Annotated in this window: 14 protein-coding genes; 6 read left to right on the forward strand and 8 right to left on the reverse strand. The window is 45.1% G+C overall.

The annotated features are described in order from the left end of the window. The first annotated feature begins 50 nt into the window (after window positions 1-50). The 3 genes from CUS_RS18135 (at window position 51) to nrdG (ending at window position 3,535) form a co-directional block, all read left to right on the forward strand. Window positions 51-230 (forward strand): hypothetical protein, encoded by a 180-nt coding sequence (locus CUS_RS18135; RefSeq protein ID WP_002853509.1) that lies wholly within the window; start codon window positions 51-53, stop codon window positions 228-230. Window positions 231-680: 450 nt separating this feature from the next. Then, window positions 681-2,951: an anaerobic ribonucleoside triphosphate reductase gene (locus tag CUS_RS18140; RefSeq protein WP_002853552.1), complete on the forward strand. Its 2,271-nt coding sequence runs from the start codon at window positions 681-683 to the stop codon at window positions 2,949-2,951. Between the two features lie 62 nt (window positions 2,952-3,013). Next, on the forward strand, window positions 3,014-3,535 hold the full coding sequence (gene nrdG / locus CUS_RS18145; protein ID WP_002853545.1) for an anaerobic ribonucleoside-triphosphate reductase activating protein: 522 nt from the start codon (window positions 3,014-3,016) through the stop codon (window positions 3,533-3,535). Between the two features lie 55 nt (window positions 3,536-3,590). On the opposite strand, the gene CUS_RS18150 is transcribed toward nrdG, so the two are convergent. The 5 genes from CUS_RS18150 to CUS_RS18170 all read right to left on the reverse strand — a co-directional run bounded on the left by CUS_RS18150 (window position 3,591) and on the right by CUS_RS18170 (window position 9,061). Further along, a complete protein-coding gene (locus CUS_RS18150; protein ID WP_002853510.1) occupies window positions 3,591-3,818 on the reverse strand; it encodes a PF20097 family protein in 228 nt (75 codons plus the stop codon). Between the two features lie 42 nt (window positions 3,819-3,860). Continuing rightward, a complete protein-coding gene (locus CUS_RS18155) occupies window positions 3,861-5,234 on the reverse strand; it encodes a transglutaminase domain-containing protein (protein ID WP_002853582.1) in 1,374 nt (457 codons plus the stop codon). A gap of 242 nt (window positions 5,235-5,476) precedes the next feature. Next, on the reverse strand, window positions 5,477-6,937 hold the full coding sequence (locus tag CUS_RS18160) for a flotillin family protein (RefSeq protein WP_002853522.1): 1,461 nt from the start codon (window positions 6,935-6,937) through the stop codon (window positions 5,477-5,479). Window positions 6,938-7,077: 140 nt separating this feature from the next. Further along, window positions 7,078-8,028: a hypothetical protein gene (locus tag CUS_RS18165; RefSeq protein ID WP_002853587.1), complete on the reverse strand. Its 951-nt coding sequence runs from the start codon at window positions 8,026-8,028 to the stop codon at window positions 7,078-7,080. 289 nt (window positions 8,029-8,317) lie between these two features. Beyond that, the gene (locus CUS_RS18170) at window positions 8,318-9,061 is read right to left on the reverse strand and encodes a hypothetical protein (protein WP_002853504.1); all 744 of its coding nucleotides are present in this window, start codon (window positions 9,059-9,061) and stop codon (window positions 8,318-8,320) included. A gap of 275 nt (window positions 9,062-9,336) precedes the next feature. Between CUS_RS18170 and CUS_RS18175 the strand changes: the two genes are divergently transcribed. The 3 genes from CUS_RS18175 (at window position 9,337) to CUS_RS18185 (ending at window position 10,831) form a co-directional block, all read left to right on the forward strand. Then, entirely contained in the window at window positions 9,337-9,864 is a 528-nt protein-coding gene (locus CUS_RS18175) for a helix-turn-helix domain-containing protein (protein WP_002853562.1), read from the forward strand. Between the two features lie 30 nt (window positions 9,865-9,894). Then, window positions 9,895-10,149: a hypothetical protein gene (locus CUS_RS18180; protein WP_002853584.1), complete on the forward strand. Its 255-nt coding sequence runs from the start codon at window positions 9,895-9,897 to the stop codon at window positions 10,147-10,149. Window positions 10,150-10,456: 307 nt separating this feature from the next. Further along, the gene (locus CUS_RS18185) at window positions 10,457-10,831 is read left to right on the forward strand and encodes a metal-dependent transcriptional regulator (protein ID WP_002853560.1); all 375 of its coding nucleotides are present in this window, start codon (window positions 10,457-10,459) and stop codon (window positions 10,829-10,831) included. Between the two features lie 78 nt (window positions 10,832-10,909). On the opposite strand, the gene CUS_RS18190 is transcribed toward CUS_RS18185, so the two are convergent. The 3 genes from CUS_RS18190 to cdaA are packed head-to-tail and all read right to left on the reverse strand — an operon-like array spanning window position 10,910 to window position 14,768. Then, window positions 10,910-12,499, reverse strand: a complete 1,590-nt coding sequence (locus CUS_RS18190; protein WP_002853506.1) for an NAD(P)/FAD-dependent oxidoreductase — start codon at window positions 12,497-12,499, stop codon at window positions 10,910-10,912. Window positions 12,500-12,552: 53 nt separating this feature from the next. Beyond that, window positions 12,553-13,899 carry a CdaR family protein gene (locus CUS_RS18195; RefSeq protein ID WP_002853567.1) on the reverse strand — a complete coding sequence of 449 codons (1,347 nt, stop codon included), beginning with the start codon at window positions 13,897-13,899 and terminating at the stop codon, window positions 12,553-12,555. Further along, window positions 13,887-14,768, reverse strand: coding sequence for a diadenylate cyclase CdaA (cdaA, locus tag CUS_RS18200; RefSeq protein WP_037277994.1), 882 nt, complete (start codon window positions 14,766-14,768; stop codon window positions 13,887-13,889). The genes CUS_RS18195 and cdaA overlap by 13 nt, the downstream gene beginning before the upstream one ends. Window positions 14,769-15,007: the final 239 nt, after the last annotated feature.

Below are 15,007 nucleotides of genomic sequence, written 5' to 3' on the forward strand. Positions count from 1 at the left end.
ATTTCAAATGGTGTATAATAATTATACTTTGAGTTGCGGAGGCGTGTTCAGTGAGTGGTGAAAAGAAAAAGGTCAAGCTGTTCAGACCTGTTCTGGCACTTGTCATCGGTCTGCTGATAATGCTGATATCTTTCGGGACTTACATGGTGCATACCACTCTTGAAGATGTGCTGGAAGAAGAGTATGGTGTCCCTGTCGTCACCCACGATCAAAGCAGCAGTCAGTCGTAAAATGTTCCGTTCGCTTGTTTGGCGGGCGGATTTTTGTTTATTGGCACTATGACAAGTTGATGTGCTTGTCATAGTTGTTGGTCACAGTTCTGTAATAATTCTGCTCCTGCTTTTTTGTTTGATATATTATTGTCAGAATAGTGGTGTGTCTGTTTTCCCTTAAAACAGGCTTCCGCGAACCTTGTTCCGACAAGCAATTTCACTTGTCATATTAGCTAATTAACATATAATTCCAATATGCCGCAGATCAGATGCCCCATGTTTTAATTAAAATGTAATTGTTTTGCACAAGAAACCAATTGCCGGATTGTGCGAAATAAACAAATATAAGGCGCTCATTTTGGCGGTAACCCCGCTTGACTTTATCTGAAATATACTATATACTAGAATACGGACGCATTTTTAATACAAGATGTTGTGGTCTAAAAAGCAAAGTCTGGAGGAAGCACAATGATCGTTAAAATAAAAAAGAGAGATGGAAGAACAGTTACTTTTAATATAGAGAAGATAGCGCAGGCTATCTATAAGGCAGCTGAATCTGTCGGAGGCAGTGATTACGAAACTGCGCTCGAACTATCGGGCAAAGTCGTTGATATGCTCATGGCGAAGAATGTCATTACCCCCAGCGTTGAGGAGATTCAGGACTGTGTTGAAAAAGTCCTTATAGAAGAAGGGCATGCTGCCACTGCCAAGTCTTATATCCTCTATCGTTCGATGCGTACAAAGGCGCGTGAAATGGATACAAGGCTTATGAAGGTCTATGAAGACCTTACTTTCAAGTCTGCTGAGGACAGTGACCTTAAGCGCGAGAATGCCAATATCGACGGTGATACCGCTATGGGTACCATGCTCAAATACGGCTCGGTCGGCGCTAAAGAGTTCTATGAGATGTATGTGCTCGAACCTGAGCATGCTGCGGCTCACGAGAACGGTGATATCCATATCCATGATATGGACTTCTATACGCTTACCACGACCTGTACCCAGATAGACCTCACAAAGCTGTTCACAGGTGGTTTCTCCACAGGTCACGGCTACCTGAGGACACCAAACGATATCACCAGCTATGCGGCGCTTGCCTGCATAGCGATCCAGTCCAACCAGAATGACCAGCATGGCGGTCAGTCGATACCGAAGTTTGATTATGATATGGCTGAGGGTGTCAAGAAGACTTTCCGCCATCGCTACAGAGATAATATCAGACGAGGTCTTTCGCTGCTGGCTGATGTTCCGGATAATCCCGACATCGCCCAGAAATGTGCCGATTTCCTCAGCAAGCGCGGGCTTGTCCCGACCCTTGCCAATGATAACGGATATATGGAGGAAGAGGCTCAGCTGCTCTCTTCCTACGCTGATGCAAAGGTAGTCAAGAAAATACAGAATTTTGCTTTCAAAAACGCCATCAAGGAAACTGACAGGGCTACCTATCAGGCTATGGAGGCGCTGGTGCATAACCTCAATACCATGAATTCCCGCGCAGGTGCGCAGACGCCGTTCAGTTCTATCAACTACGGCACCGACACTTCTATTGAGGGCAGAATGGTCATAAAGAATATCCTGCTGGCAGAGGAAGCGGGTCTTGGCAACGGCGAAACTCCGATCTTTCCCATACATATCTTCAAGGTCAAAGAGGGTGTGAACTTCAATCAATCTGACCCCAACTATGACCTTTTCAAGCTGGCGTGCCGCGTATCCGCAAAGCGCCTGTTCCCGAATTTTTCGTTTATCGATGCTCCGTATAATCTCCAGTATTATAAAGAGGGCGACCCCAATACCGAGATAGCTTACATGGGCTGCCGTACCAGAGTCATCGGCAACGCCTACGACCCCGAAAGACAGATAGTGACAGGCAGAGGCAACCTCAGCTTTACTACCATAAACCTTCCCAGACTGGGTATAAAGGCACACTATAGCATCGAAGAATTTTACAGGCTTCTTGATGCTGAACTTCAGCTTTGTATCGACCAGCTTATGCACCGCTATCGCATACAGGCAAGCAAAAAGGTCAAGAATTTCCCGTTCCTGATGGGTCAGGGCGTTTGGATAGATTCCGAGAAGCTGTCTTATAATGATACCATCGGTGAGGTCCTCAAACACGGAACACTTTCGGTCGGTTTCATCGGTCTTGCTGAGTGCCTCAAGGTGCTTACAGGCAAGCATCATGGCGAAAGTGAAGAGTCGCGCGAACTTGGTCTGCAAATCATCAGACATATGCGTGAGCGCATGGATAAGGAAACTGAGGCGACAGGCATGAATTACTCGCTTCTGGCTACCCCTGCAGAGGGTCTTTCGGGCAGATTTGTCAAGATGGATAGAGAAGCATTCGGTAATATTCCGGGTGTTACCGACAGGGATTATTATACCAACTCCTTCCATGTACCTGTTTACTACAAGATAAATGCTTTTGAAAAGCTGGCTATCGAAGCACCGTATCATGAACTTACCAACGCAGGTCATATCAGCTATGTCGAACTTGACGGTGACCCGCTCAATAACCTCAGCGCCTTTGAGAAGGTCGTAAGATATATGAAAGAGGTCGGTATAGGTTACGGTTCTATCAATCACCCCGTTGACCGCGATCCGGAGTGCGGATACACAGGCATAATCGGTGACCGCTGCCCAAGATGCGGCAGGACCGAAGCCGAACACCGCAAGTCTGCCAAAGAGAGGATACCTCGTATCAAGGTGGAATGCTCTGCGGCTGATAAAAAAGAAGAATAACTGACATTATCTCCTGTCCAACTTGTTGTACAGGAGATAGTTTTCACCTTTGGAGGTGTACTATGGAAATAAGGATAGCAGGGCTGGCGGAAGAGTCTATCGTTGACGGTCCGGGCTTTCGGTATACTATTTTCACTCAGGGCTGTCCCCATAACTGTAAGGGTTGCCATAACCCTCAGACGCATGATCCTGACGGCGGCAGACTTGATGACACCGACCGCATTTTTGAGCAGATAATCAAAGACCCTTTGCTTGACGGCGTGACTTTCAGCGGCGGCGAACCTTTCTGTCAGTGTAAGCCACTGGTCTGTCTTGCCAAAAAGATACGCAGCTTTAATGAAAGAAAGCTGGGGATCATCAGCTATACCGGCTATACGTTTGAACAGCTGATGAAAAGATCTGAAACTGATCCTGACTGCAAAGAACTTCTCAGTCTGCTCGACTATCTTGTTGACGGCAGGTATGAAGAGAACAAACGTTCTCTGGAACTTAAATTTCGCGGCAGCAGCAACCAGCGGTTTATTGATGTTCAGCGCTCACTGAAAGAGGGGCGTGCGGTGGAAGCTGATACGGAATATTTATAATAATTTGACCCGCACTCATTTGTTGAGTGCGGGTCTTGTTTGCAGGCAGATGGTTTTATTTCACCACATCTGTTTCAATTATCATTTTATTGCAATCGTGACAGAACCAAGCTTCCGCCGTGAAACCGAAAAAGCTGTATCTTATCGCTGTTACTTCACACTGAAATGATAACGCATCCCATATATCGGCTTTTTTATTCCCCTCTTTCCATCTCACTTTCGTTCCGCCATCTCCTGATAAAACGCCTTTTTTCATCTCTTTTTCGCAATATGGACATTTCATTGTAGTGTTCCTTTCATAGTATCGTTGTTCACGGAAAAGCTGTTATTTCGATAAAATCATGTATTTGGCATAAACATTGAGTTCTTCGATAAGGTCATCGTTATCGATGCCCTCAAAGATCGGGTCGGCTTTTTCTATAAACGAAAAATCTGTCAGCATGACCAACTCATTGTCATATTTCATCGTAACTCTGCCTTTCTCTTCAAGACACTTTCTCAACTCTTCGATATCCGGTTCATCTGTCTGTTTGCCGTTGTGGAATGTTATCACCTTTTCGTTTTCCATATCTATAGTTGTCACATAGTCGAATACTTTCAATGCAGGGGAGTTCTCGGTGTATCCTGTGTTCGTGGTCGGTATGCCGAACAGACAGTCGTCAGCCATGTCAAATTCATTGCTTCTTGCACAGCGGTCAGCCCCGAACCATTCATACATTCCGTCAGTTTCGCCCTCTGTTACAGTATCGTTTTCGTTTTCATAGTATCTTTCGATATCCCATGTGGCATCAAAATCCCATATTTCATCGTCTATCTTTGCATAATTCCATACATGTGCCGTATCGTCATCTTGGTCTGTGGCATAAACATATACTTTTCCGCATTCGATGTCTGCCATGTTGAACAGCAGTTGAACTGCGCAGGCTATTCCATCGCATACAGCACGCTTTTTTACCAGTGCGCCGTATGCTGACTGTGGCTCATTGTTTACGTTTATTGTGCTGTCAGCATGAAAACTGTCATATGCAACATTTTTGCATACCCAGTCATACAGGTAGTACGCCTTGTCAGCATCAGTAACACAGTCCTCAGGCATGCTGTCAACTACCTCTTTTGCGGCAGCCAGTGTTTCTTCGGTGTGCGAAGCTGCCTTAAGTACCGAATCAGCGATATGTACCCTGTAATAGCCTTCCTCAGTCAGCTTTACATCGCAGCTGCCTGTCGCCAGAGGGATATTGGGACAGCACAGCCCCGCATATTCCCAGCCGTAGTATATCTCGGCATCACCGTATTCCACAGGGAATTCTATTTCCTCGATGCCGTGTTCGTAGGCATATCTTATGGCTAAAGCAACGGTCTGTTCGCGTATGAATATATTGTCATTTTCTGCATCGTCATCACTGCCGAGCATCATCGGCACGTATTCATCGTATGGGCTGACATAGCTGAGCCATTCTTCATATGGTGTATCTTTATAGTTGAAGCGCACCTGCTTGTCGAACACCTGATATTTCCTGCCATCTACTTCTATCTGATGGTCTTTGATCTCGAAGTCATATGCTGAACTCTCGCTGCTGTCAGTTTTGTTTTCTGTATTTGCCTGACTGCCTGCGGGCTTTTTATCTTCCACGCACCCTGTCAAAGAGAGCGCCGCGATCGTCAGTGCCGTGATGAATGCTGCTGTTTTACCGAGTTTCATATCTATCTCCCATATCTTTATATGACTATCCCTTTAGCACACCACTGCAAAATACCTTTATCAATGAGGAAAAACTGAGTTGATGTTATCTTTCCCCCCGCCGCAGGCGGGGGAAAGATAACCGCCAACTGTATTCAATTCCCGATATAACATCGTTTATTTTGGTGTATCAGCAGGATAATCACATATCTTTATATACAAAGCATTTCCCCCGCTTAGCACGAGGGAAATACTTTTAACTTTTACTTGACAGGCTCGATTATCTCCACATCTTCGGAGTTCATCTGCTCTGCTTCATCAGCCACTCTCTTGATGGCTTCTTCGCGGGTCTTTTCCAGTGCGTCCTTCATGTCTTTGCCGAGAAATTCGGGCAGCGACATGCCTGCCTGCTCAAACAGGTCGTTGAGGGGAGGAACGCTCTTCATCAGACCGCTGAGGAAGTCAGCAGTCGAACCATTTCCGCCGCCGTTGGAACCACTGTCCCAAACGGTGATCTTGTCGATCTTGATATTCTTGATAGCTTCAACCTGAATAGCTATCAGCTGTTCCATCTTGTCAGCGATTATCAGTCTTACAGCCGCATCAGCATCACCGCCAGACGCAGCAACTATCTGCTTCAGACCTTCTGCCTGCTTGGTCAGTATCTCCTGATTACCCATAGCCTCAGCCTGCATCTTAGCGAAGATAGCGTCAGCTTCACCCTTAGCCTTGCGTCTTGTTACCTCAGCCTGTGCCTCAGCTTCGATCTCAGCTTGCTGCTTGGAGATCTCTGCCTTTACGATAACATCTGCCTTCTGTGTAGCCTTTTCCAGTTCTGCTCTTGTGAGTTCGGCTTCCTGCTGTGCGATGTATGCTTCCTGCTTAGCCTTAGCTGCCTGTACAGCCTCAGCAGCGGTAGCCTTACGCAGCGATTCTGCTTCTCTTTCTCTTCTTTCAGCCTCAGACTGTGCAACTGCTACCTTAGCATCGTTCTCACCCTTGATGGCATCTGCGTTAGCAGCAGCAACTTCGATCCTCTGCTCTTTCTGTGCATGCGACTGACCGATCTCACCATCTCTGTGCTTTTCGGCAACGCTCTTCTTAGCGTCGTTGATAGCCTTTGCAGCTGCTTCCTTACCGAGTGCTTCAAGGTAGCCCGATTCATCGGTGATATCAGTAACGTTTACGTTTATCAGCTTAAGACCGATCTTTTTCAGTTCGATCTCAACGTTGTTTGATACCGCCAGCAGGAACTTATCTCTGTCAGAGTTTATCTCCTCGATGTCCATTGTGGCGATGATAAGCCTCAGCTGACCGAAGATGATATCCTTTGCAAGTTCCTGTATCTCCATCATTTTCAGACCAAGCAGTCTTTCAGCTGCATTCTGCATGATACCCGGTTCGGTGGATATACCAACTGTAAATCTCGAAGGAACATCGATACGGATATTCTGCTTTGACAGCGCGTTTTTTAGATCAACGTTTATGGAAATGGGTGTCAGATCCATGTATTCGTAAGACTGTATAATAGGCATAATGAATGCCGCACCGCCGTGAATACATCTTGCGCTTCTCGCCTGACCGTTCTTGTCAGTGCCGACTTTACCGTATATAACAAGCACCTTATCTGAAGGGCATTTTCTGTACCTGGAAAGGATTGCCATCAGTGCTGCAAAAAGCACCGCCACGATTATGCAAATAATGATTACTGATTCTGATCCCATAGTTATTCTCCTTTGTCATATGTGTTATATGTTTATATTGAAGGTGATTTGTTTTGCGTTTTATCGGCTACATCGGTAGACCCCTGTAAACTGCTTGCCGTCCGACTCATATCGGTATACGGACTTTTGAAGTATGTTTCTCATGTTTTGCTCCTTTTTTCTGTGTTATATCCGCATTTCTCAACTATCATATCTCTGAACTTTTGGCTTGCTCTGTCTTCGTTTTTGTCTATGTCAACCTTCTCACCGTTTATGACATACACATCAGTGCGATCTATCACTTTTACTTCATCACCCTCACCGATTTTGGTGCGTACCATGTAGTGGTAATTTCCACCGAGATCGGAAGCTGCCGTATATTCGCTGCATAAGGCTTCTGCTTTTTCAGTGAATTCATCGATCATATCAAATTTGCTCTCATCGGTTATGTCAATATGGACTGCCAGTTCAAAAGTTTTGCTTTTCGCCGCCTCTCTGAAATCAAAATCTGATAGTATGGGGCAGTTTTCCGGAGATAAGAACTCAGTTACTTTATCTTTGTTATTGTAATCACTACTGAAATAAAAAATACTGCTATCAAAAGGGAATACGGCGATGCTATATCCGTCACTTAAGGCTCTAATTGATGAAACCTCAGGGTCGTATTTCGCATCAAAATATTTCGGAACGATATTATTGTACACATCATTTTTTGCAATTTCATACCCATCAGCTGCAATGGCTGATGCTATATAATAGTCAGATTTTTTGCTTCTGTTTTTAATGTACTCGATAAAGCTTTCATCAATAGAAGAATAAATCTGATAACCTGCTCTGCCGTCAATTTCAAAATGTCTTTCTTTGCCGTTTTTATCCTTGTATTCAACATCATATATTTTGTATCTGAAAGGGAGCTTCAGCGGCGCTTCGGGATTATATGTAAAACCGCTTTCAGTAACGGTTATCTTGTAATCTCCCTTGAAAGTCTTGTCAAAGAGATCCTTGTATCTCTTCTCATAATTGATACCTCTGCACCATGTAAGCCATAATCCGCCTGCAGCACCCACAATGGCTGCTGCGGCTATCAGTGCGGCTTTTGCTTTTGTTCTCATTAATGTTACCTCTTCTCTTTTTTCTGGTCAAAAGCCGTTTTGTCGTCTGCTTTCTTTTGTCCTACACATAAGCTGTTGTCTTTCTTTATGTCTCTTTCTTTTGTCTTTTTTGAACGTTTTGTTGTCTGCTTTCTTTTGTCCTACACATAAGTTGTTGTCTTTCTTTTATGTCTCTTTCTTTTGTCTTTTTTGAACGTTTTGTCGTCTGCTTTCTTTTGTCCTACACATAAGCTGTTGTCTTTTTTATGTTTCTTTCTTTTGTTCTTAGCCTTTTTGTATCTATCTTCCGCTATGCGTCTTTCTCAACGATCACATCATCGCCGCGTACATCTACCACAACGACCTGCGTGCCTGTCTTTAATATCTCATCGCCCTCGTTGAAAGCGCCAAGCTCTATCATCTGACCTTGCAATGTCATCGTTATCTTGCCCATGCCCTGATTTTTCGGCGGGCAGGGGATATAGACCGTTGCACTCTCGCCAATGGCATTTCTCAGGTCGAGTGTGCCGTTCTCAGCCAGCTTCATTGAAAGCTGTACCATCTTTGCGACAATTGCCATTGTCATCACTCCCAGCAGAGTTCCTACAGTCAGCGCAACCGCCTTGTGAACGTTCGACCCTACCAGCACTATTGATGACCAGCTGAACACTGTCAGGAATGCAACTACTGTCTGCAAAGTGAAGAAGTGCATCGAACTGTCGGTAACATGGTCGTTGAAAGAATGGTCGTGGAAATCACCGCTGTCGTGTCCCGAAACATCGTGATGTGCGCTCAAATCATGATGGATGTCAAAGCTGTGATGTCCGCCGATGTCGTGTCCGATGTCGTGACTAATATTAAAGTCATGCCCGCCGATGTCGGTGTGCATATCCAGTCCTGAAGTATCACTGATGTCGTGACCGCCGTGATGTATGCCGAACATGGCAAGCAGTGTTTGTATAAGCAGCAGCATTGTCGAGGGAAATGCTATGCAGTAAAGCACTTTCAGCAGCCCGCTCAGACCGTCCCACCAGACTGAAAAGTTTTCCATCATACTAACCGCCTCCTTTTTACTTTGGTAAATCAGCTATGTAAATCTGATTTACTACATTATACACTGTCTTTTTCGTTTTGTCAATAGTTTTTTGAAAATAATTTTTAGCCTGTCAACATATAGGGAGGTCATATGTGATATTCTTTAATAAGGTAAGCTGTGCTTTCTCGAAATAGTAAACATAAATGTTAATTTTTTGTTAACCACTTGCAATTCGCGTAAATATGTGGTATAGTATATGTAAATCAAATTGACGGAGTAAAGGAGGCTAACGTATGGACGCTAAAAATATAGGACGCATAATAAAAGAAGCCCGCCTTGCCAAAAAGATGACACAGAATGAGGTGGTGGGTGATTTTATAACCCGTAACATGCTCAGCCAGATAGAGAGCGGCTCTGCAATGCCATCAGTGAAAACGCTGGAGTATCTTTGTAAGGTGCTGGATATACAGATAGAGGCGTATGACAGTTCCCCCGTGGCTGACGGCGGCATGATGGGCTATATAGAACTCAGAAATCTTTACGCCGCAGGTGTTTATGAGGAAGTTATCCGTGCTGACCCGCCTGCGGGTTATGTTGACGAGTTCACAGCGCTTAAGGCAAGGGCTTGTCTGCATCTTGCCGAACAGCTCACCGAAAATGAAGATATAACCGCATATCAGCGGGCGGTCGAACTGGCGCGTGAATCAAAAGAATTGTCAACGCAGGGCATTTTTGCCGATATCGGTTCGGGTGAGCGTGCAGACTCGGTCATAAAAAAGGCTGCTGCCAAGCTGAGCGCTTATTACAGCAGCCTGGTGTAGACCAAGACAGATAAGACAGGAGATAACAAAATGGAGTTATTATTTGATATTTTAGATACCGTTCTTTTTGAACTTACAGACAAAGTTGGTATGCCGCAACCTGTTAAAATGGTGCTGAAGATCCTGCGTATGCTTTTGATGTTTGCAGTCAGCCTGATAGTGCTGGCGTCCGGTATCATCTGTTTCAGGTACTCAGTGTTGCTTGCTTTATGCTGTACTGCACTCGGCTTGTTTATGCTGTTTCGCACAGTCAGAAGAACGCTGCGCGGTCTTAGCGGAAGATGATGTGTAATAAAAACGTTTCGGTAAATCTGCCGAAACGCTTTATATCATATAGCAATCCAACTTTTTAAATTCACAAAATCCAGTCGCAAAAGCTGGGATTTATGGGTTTTGTGACTGGATTTTGTCTGAATTTTAAGGCGGATTGCTATAGAATATATGTAAAATTATTTGATTATTTGTCGTATATATAACGCATTAGTCTTGACTAACCGATATAATTATATAAAATATAAATAATCTCTTTACCTACTTGAAAAATATAATAAAATGTGGTAAAATATAATAAGAACAAAATTGGAGGTGCGCGATGAAAATTCAGGAATCTGCTGAGAATTATCTCGAAAGCATACTTATGATAAGCGAGCGTAAGGGCGAGGTCAGAAGTATCGACATCGTCAATGAACTGGAGTTTTCAAAGCCCAGTGTCAGCATCGCAATGAAAAATCTCCGTGAAAACGGATATATCCTTGTGGATAAGGATGGCTACATCACTCTGACCGAAAAGGGTATGGTCATCGCTGAGAAAATGTATGAGCGGCACAAGCTGTTTTCAAGGCTGTTTGTATCATTAGGTGTTGATGCTAAGACAGCCGCAAAAGATGCCTGTCGTGTTGAGCATATCCTCAGTGATGAAACCTTTGCAGCAATTAAGAAATATATTACCGAACAGGGAATCATTTAAGAAAAAACTATGGCGGAGCTGATGCTCCGCCATTTTTATTTGCCTGTTTTTCCAATATTCCAAGAAAAGCGCTCACTGTTAATTCGGTGCAATTTCTGCCATTATTTTAAGTGCCGTGTTCAGACCGTCCACTGCGGCACTCATGATACCGCCTGCATAGCCCGCACCCTCACCGCATGGGTAAAGGTTGTCGCAGGAAAGGGAAGTCAGCCTGTCCTTATCTCTGGTTATCCTAACGGGTGAACTTGTCCTCGTTTCAGGCGCACAGAGCAATGCCTTGCCGTCACCGAAACACTTCATCTTACGTGAAAAGACTTTCAGCCCTGTACGCATCATGTCAGTCACCTGTTTCGGGAATATCTTTTCATAATCCGCAGCAGTTATGCCCAGCGAATAGGTGGGTTCGATATTTGTATCAAGGTCAGCTTTTCCCGAAAGAAATCCTCCGACACTTGTGGCACATGCCTTGTAGCCGCCTGACTGTGCGTATGCGTTCTGCTCTATCCGTCGTGCAAAATACATGCCGTCAAGCGGTTTGTTTCCGAAATCTTCAGGCGATACCGAAACCACCAGTGCGGAATTAGCATTTCTGCCATCTCGTGCAAACTCGCTCATTCCGTTGGTAACTATGCCGCCCTCTTCCGATGCCGCAGGCACTACATATCCGCCGGGACACATGCAGAAAGTGTAAGCTGCCCGTCCGCTGTTCTCGCGGTATGATAGCTGATATTCGCCTTTGGGGAGCATCGGGTCGCCTGCATGACTGCCGTACAGGCTTTCATCTACTGCCGACTGTCTGTGTTCTATCCTTGCACCCACTGAGAAAGGCTTCGCTTCAAGGAAAATACCTTTGTTGTGCAGTAACTCAAATGTGTCCCTTGCCGAATGACCTATCGCCAGCACCAGCGCAGAAGTCTGTTCACTGCCGCCTGTGAAGCTGACTTGTCCGATGTGCCTGTCACCGAGTTCGATGCCGTTAAGTTCGGTGCTGAACCTCACTTCGCCGCCAAGACTGATTATTCGCTCTCTGATGCCTTTTACGACACTTCTCAGCTTGTCTGTTCCAATGTGAGGCTTAGCCTTTGTGAGTATCTCTTCCGGCGCACCAAATTCCACCATTCGTTCCAGAACATACCTGCACAGCGGGTCTTTTATTCGTGTCGTCAGTTTTCCGTCAGAGAATGTGCCTGCGCCGCCCTCACCGAACTGTATGTTCGAGCTGATATTCAGCGTCCCGAATTTCATAAAGCGTTCAACGCTCTCAACGCGCTGTTCAATGCTTTCACCCCGTTCGATGACCAGCGGTCTGTAACCCTGTTCAGCCAGTGCCAGCGCACAGAACATACCAGCAGGTCCGAAGCCTGTTACGACAACTCTGCCCTCAGCCTTGTTCTGTGAGATAACAGGTTCAAAACTGCTCCCCGCCGCGTAAGTCAGCCGGGCATCTTTAGCAGCAAGTTTCTCTTCCAGTGAGCGATCCGACAGTGAGAATATGACCGAATGAACATAATGTATGTCGTCACGCTTTCTCGCATCGAGAGAAGTCTTGTAAATGTGTGCCGAAACTATCTCCGCCGCCGAAACGCCCAGCCTTTTCCTTGCCGACCTTATGACTGTATCTTTGTCAGCACCCAACGGTGCTTTTATCTGATTTACTATGACAGGCATAGTTATTACCTCCAAAAAAGCGGTCCGACAGCTTGTGCCGAACCGCCGTGTTATTATTCTGCCGCAGATGAATCTGCATCGCTGCTGTCATCTGATGTTTTTGGTACGGCTACCGTTACCTGTACTTCATTAGTTCCGAAACTCCATACCTTGTCCTGACCCTCAGCGTATATCTTTGCTTCTTTTGTGTATGAACCTGTACTTTTCACATCGCTCAGCAGGACGGTTGCGTGGATGTCTTCGTCAGTCAGGCTGTCAATGACATCTTCCGGACCGTATAGCACTACATTCGGCAGTCTTGCATTGTCTACCTCGCTTACAAAACTCTGCGGTGCGCTCTTTAGTTCTATATTGTCAGCATCAAGCGTGAATGTTGCCGACTTGTAGCCTTTATCGTCGAATCTGACTATGACCGTATCGTCACCGCTTGTGTTTATTTCGCCCGTTGCCAGCGGGATATTGAAGCTGAATGTCTTGCTGAGATCTATACTGCTCAGTGCGATATTGCCAAGCGTTACCTCTTCGCTCTCAGGCTCGTCAAGGTGCGGTGTTATGACCGAAACGCTGTCCTGCGAAAGTATCATCGGAAGTGAAGAAATATCAAAATCATCAGGCGCACCTGTGATATTCACTTTTAAGTTCAGCTGTTTTTTCTTGTAGATAACAAAATTTACCTTGAAGCTGTCGCTGTCCTTGACTGTTATCTTGTTCATATCGACTTTTTTGTCGTTCTCATCGTAGAAGACTATGTCGTCTGCCGCGATAGTTTCGTCCTCTCCCAGCTTTTTGGATTTTGCTATCCTTGCAGTAACTCTGCTTATCTGGTCAAGTTCGTTTTTGGGACCCTCAACGGTTATCTCCTTCGGTGAAACTGAAGTTTCTTTGAGTGTATAGCCTTCCTGTGCTGTTATCAGCGGTGCTTCGGGCGTTACCTCTATGGTCTTCTGGGTTATCCTGTCGAAGTCCACATCTATCTTGCTGGGTGATACCGATACCACTGTACATCTGTCTGTCGAATGGCTGCTGCGTACATCGATATCAAGGCTGTACTTGCCCTCTTTTGTAACATCATCAAGATTGACTGTTGCAATAAGGTCATTTTCGGTATAGGTACCTATCTCATAGTTCATGCCCTTTATCTCCACATCAACGGTGATGTCCTTGTAATTCAGTGCCGTCAGACCCTTTTCCTCAGCAGTGGTGCCGTTCATGCTGAAATCGACATGCACACCCGTGATAGTCTTGTTGATGGTCGGAAACTGCGTTATCGACATTATGAACCATGATATTACTGCCACGATAAAGGCGAGTATCCGCATTGAGAAATCTGTGCCTTTATCCTTTATCAGTTTTATCCTTTTGGAGTTCTTTTCGTTCTTTTTTCCGTTTACTTCTTCCATCTCGAGATCACCCTTCCTGCAAAAGATTTTTCCTTAATGGAATTAGTATCCTTATCTGTTATAAGCGAATTTGTCAGCAGTTTTTTTAGGGACTCTTTCGAGTAACCCCTTGTCAGCTCGCCGTTTTCCGCTACAGATATAGCACCTGTTTCTTCCGAAACGACTATTACCAGCGCATCTGAGTTCTCACTCATACCTATGGCAGCCCTGTGCCTTGAACCAAGCTGTTTGTTTATCAGTTCGTCTTTTTGCGGGCGAGGCAGAAAGCAGCCCGCCGCCAGTATCACGCCGTCCCTCATTATGACTGCACCGTCATGCAGCGGCGTATTTGGGTAAAAGATATTTCCGAATACCGCCACCGATGGTGTACAGTTGAGTATCGTACCTGTAGCTATCTGTTCGCCCAGCTTTGTCTTACGCTCACAGATTATCAGCGCACCTGTCTTGCTTGAAGAGAGGTTCTGCGCTGCATCACATATTGCTTCGATGGCATTGTTCCACTTCATCTCGTCATCAGTTGCATCGGTGGGATTGAGAAAACTCAGTTCGGCTATCCTTGTTCTGCCGACTTTTTCGAGCATACGCCGAAGTTCAGGCTGGAAGAGTATGATAAGCGCCAGAAAGCCCCACTGGAAGCACAGTTTCAGCAGAAAGCGCATCGTATTCAGATTGAACAGATATGCCAGCGCATAGCATGCCAGCAGTACCGCGATGCCCTGTGTCAACTGCTGCGCCCTCGTTTCGCGTATCAGCTTGATGCCGTTATATATCAAAAACCAGAGTATGATTATATCAACTATATCGTTAAGGCGGATATTGAGAAACACGCCCCAGATAGAATTCAAAGTTTCTTGTATTGTAGGAAGCATATTCCACACCCTTTACGTTGATTTGAATGAGAATTATATTCAATATTATTATATCATAATCCATAAAAAAGTACAATACCCATCTAATAATTTTTTTATACAAATTATAGAAGTTTTGGCAAACGTTTTTTTACCCCCCAAGACTTCTCACACGGTTAAAATACGGTAACAAAGTTAGTGATTTTATTGACAAATCGGGCGTTTCAGCGTATAATAATTAGTGTATCGTCTTTTGTTTT

It is taken from the genome of Hominimerdicola alba 8 (assembly GCF_000178155.2).
Taxonomy (GTDB): Bacteria; Bacillota; Clostridia; order Oscillospirales; family Ruminococcaceae; genus Hominimerdicola; species Hominimerdicola alba_C.

What these genes read in the sequence shown, in the direction of transcription:
- CUS_RS18150 (WP_002853510.1), bottom strand. Translation starts at nt 3,818, where the DNA reads ATGAAATGTCCATATTGCGAAAAAGAGATGAAAAAAGGCGTTTTATCA.
- CUS_RS18165 (WP_002853587.1), bottom strand. Translation starts at nt 8,028, where the DNA reads ATGAGAACAAAAGCAAAAGCCGCACTGATAGCCGCAGCAGCCATTGTG.
- CUS_RS18160 (WP_002853522.1), bottom strand. Translation starts at nt 6,937, where the DNA reads ATGGGATCAGAATCAGTAATCATTATTTGCATAATCGTGGCGGTGCTT.
- CUS_RS18155 (WP_002853582.1), bottom strand. Translation starts at nt 5,234, where the DNA reads ATGAAACTCGGTAAAACAGCAGCATTCATCACGGCACTGACGATCGCG.
- CUS_RS18170 (WP_002853504.1), bottom strand. Translation starts at nt 9,061, where the DNA reads ATGATGGAAAACTTTTCAGTCTGGTGGGACGGTCTGAGCGGGCTGCTG.
- CUS_RS18140 (WP_002853552.1), top strand. Translation starts at nt 681, where the DNA reads ATGATCGTTAAAATAAAAAAGAGAGATGGAAGAACAGTTACTTTTAAT.
- CUS_RS18180 (WP_002853584.1), top strand. Translation starts at nt 9,895, where the DNA reads ATGGAGTTATTATTTGATATTTTAGATACCGTTCTTTTTGAACTTACA.
- CUS_RS18190 (WP_002853506.1), bottom strand. Translation starts at nt 12,499, where the DNA reads ATGCCTGTCATAGTAAATCAGATAAAAGCACCGTTGGGTGCTGACAAA.
- CUS_RS18175 (WP_002853562.1), top strand. Translation starts at nt 9,337, where the DNA reads ATGGACGCTAAAAATATAGGACGCATAATAAAAGAAGCCCGCCTTGCC.
- cdaA (WP_037277994.1), bottom strand. Translation starts at nt 14,768, where the DNA reads ATGCTTCCTACAATACAAGAAACTTTGAATTCTATCTGGGGCGTGTTT.
- CUS_RS18185 (WP_002853560.1), top strand. Translation starts at nt 10,457, where the DNA reads ATGAAAATTCAGGAATCTGCTGAGAATTATCTCGAAAGCATACTTATG.
- nrdG (WP_002853545.1), top strand. Translation starts at nt 3,014, where the DNA reads ATGGAAATAAGGATAGCAGGGCTGGCGGAAGAGTCTATCGTTGACGGT.
- CUS_RS18195 (WP_002853567.1), bottom strand. Translation starts at nt 13,899, where the DNA reads ATGGAAGAAGTAAACGGAAAAAAGAACGAAAAGAACTCCAAAAGGATA.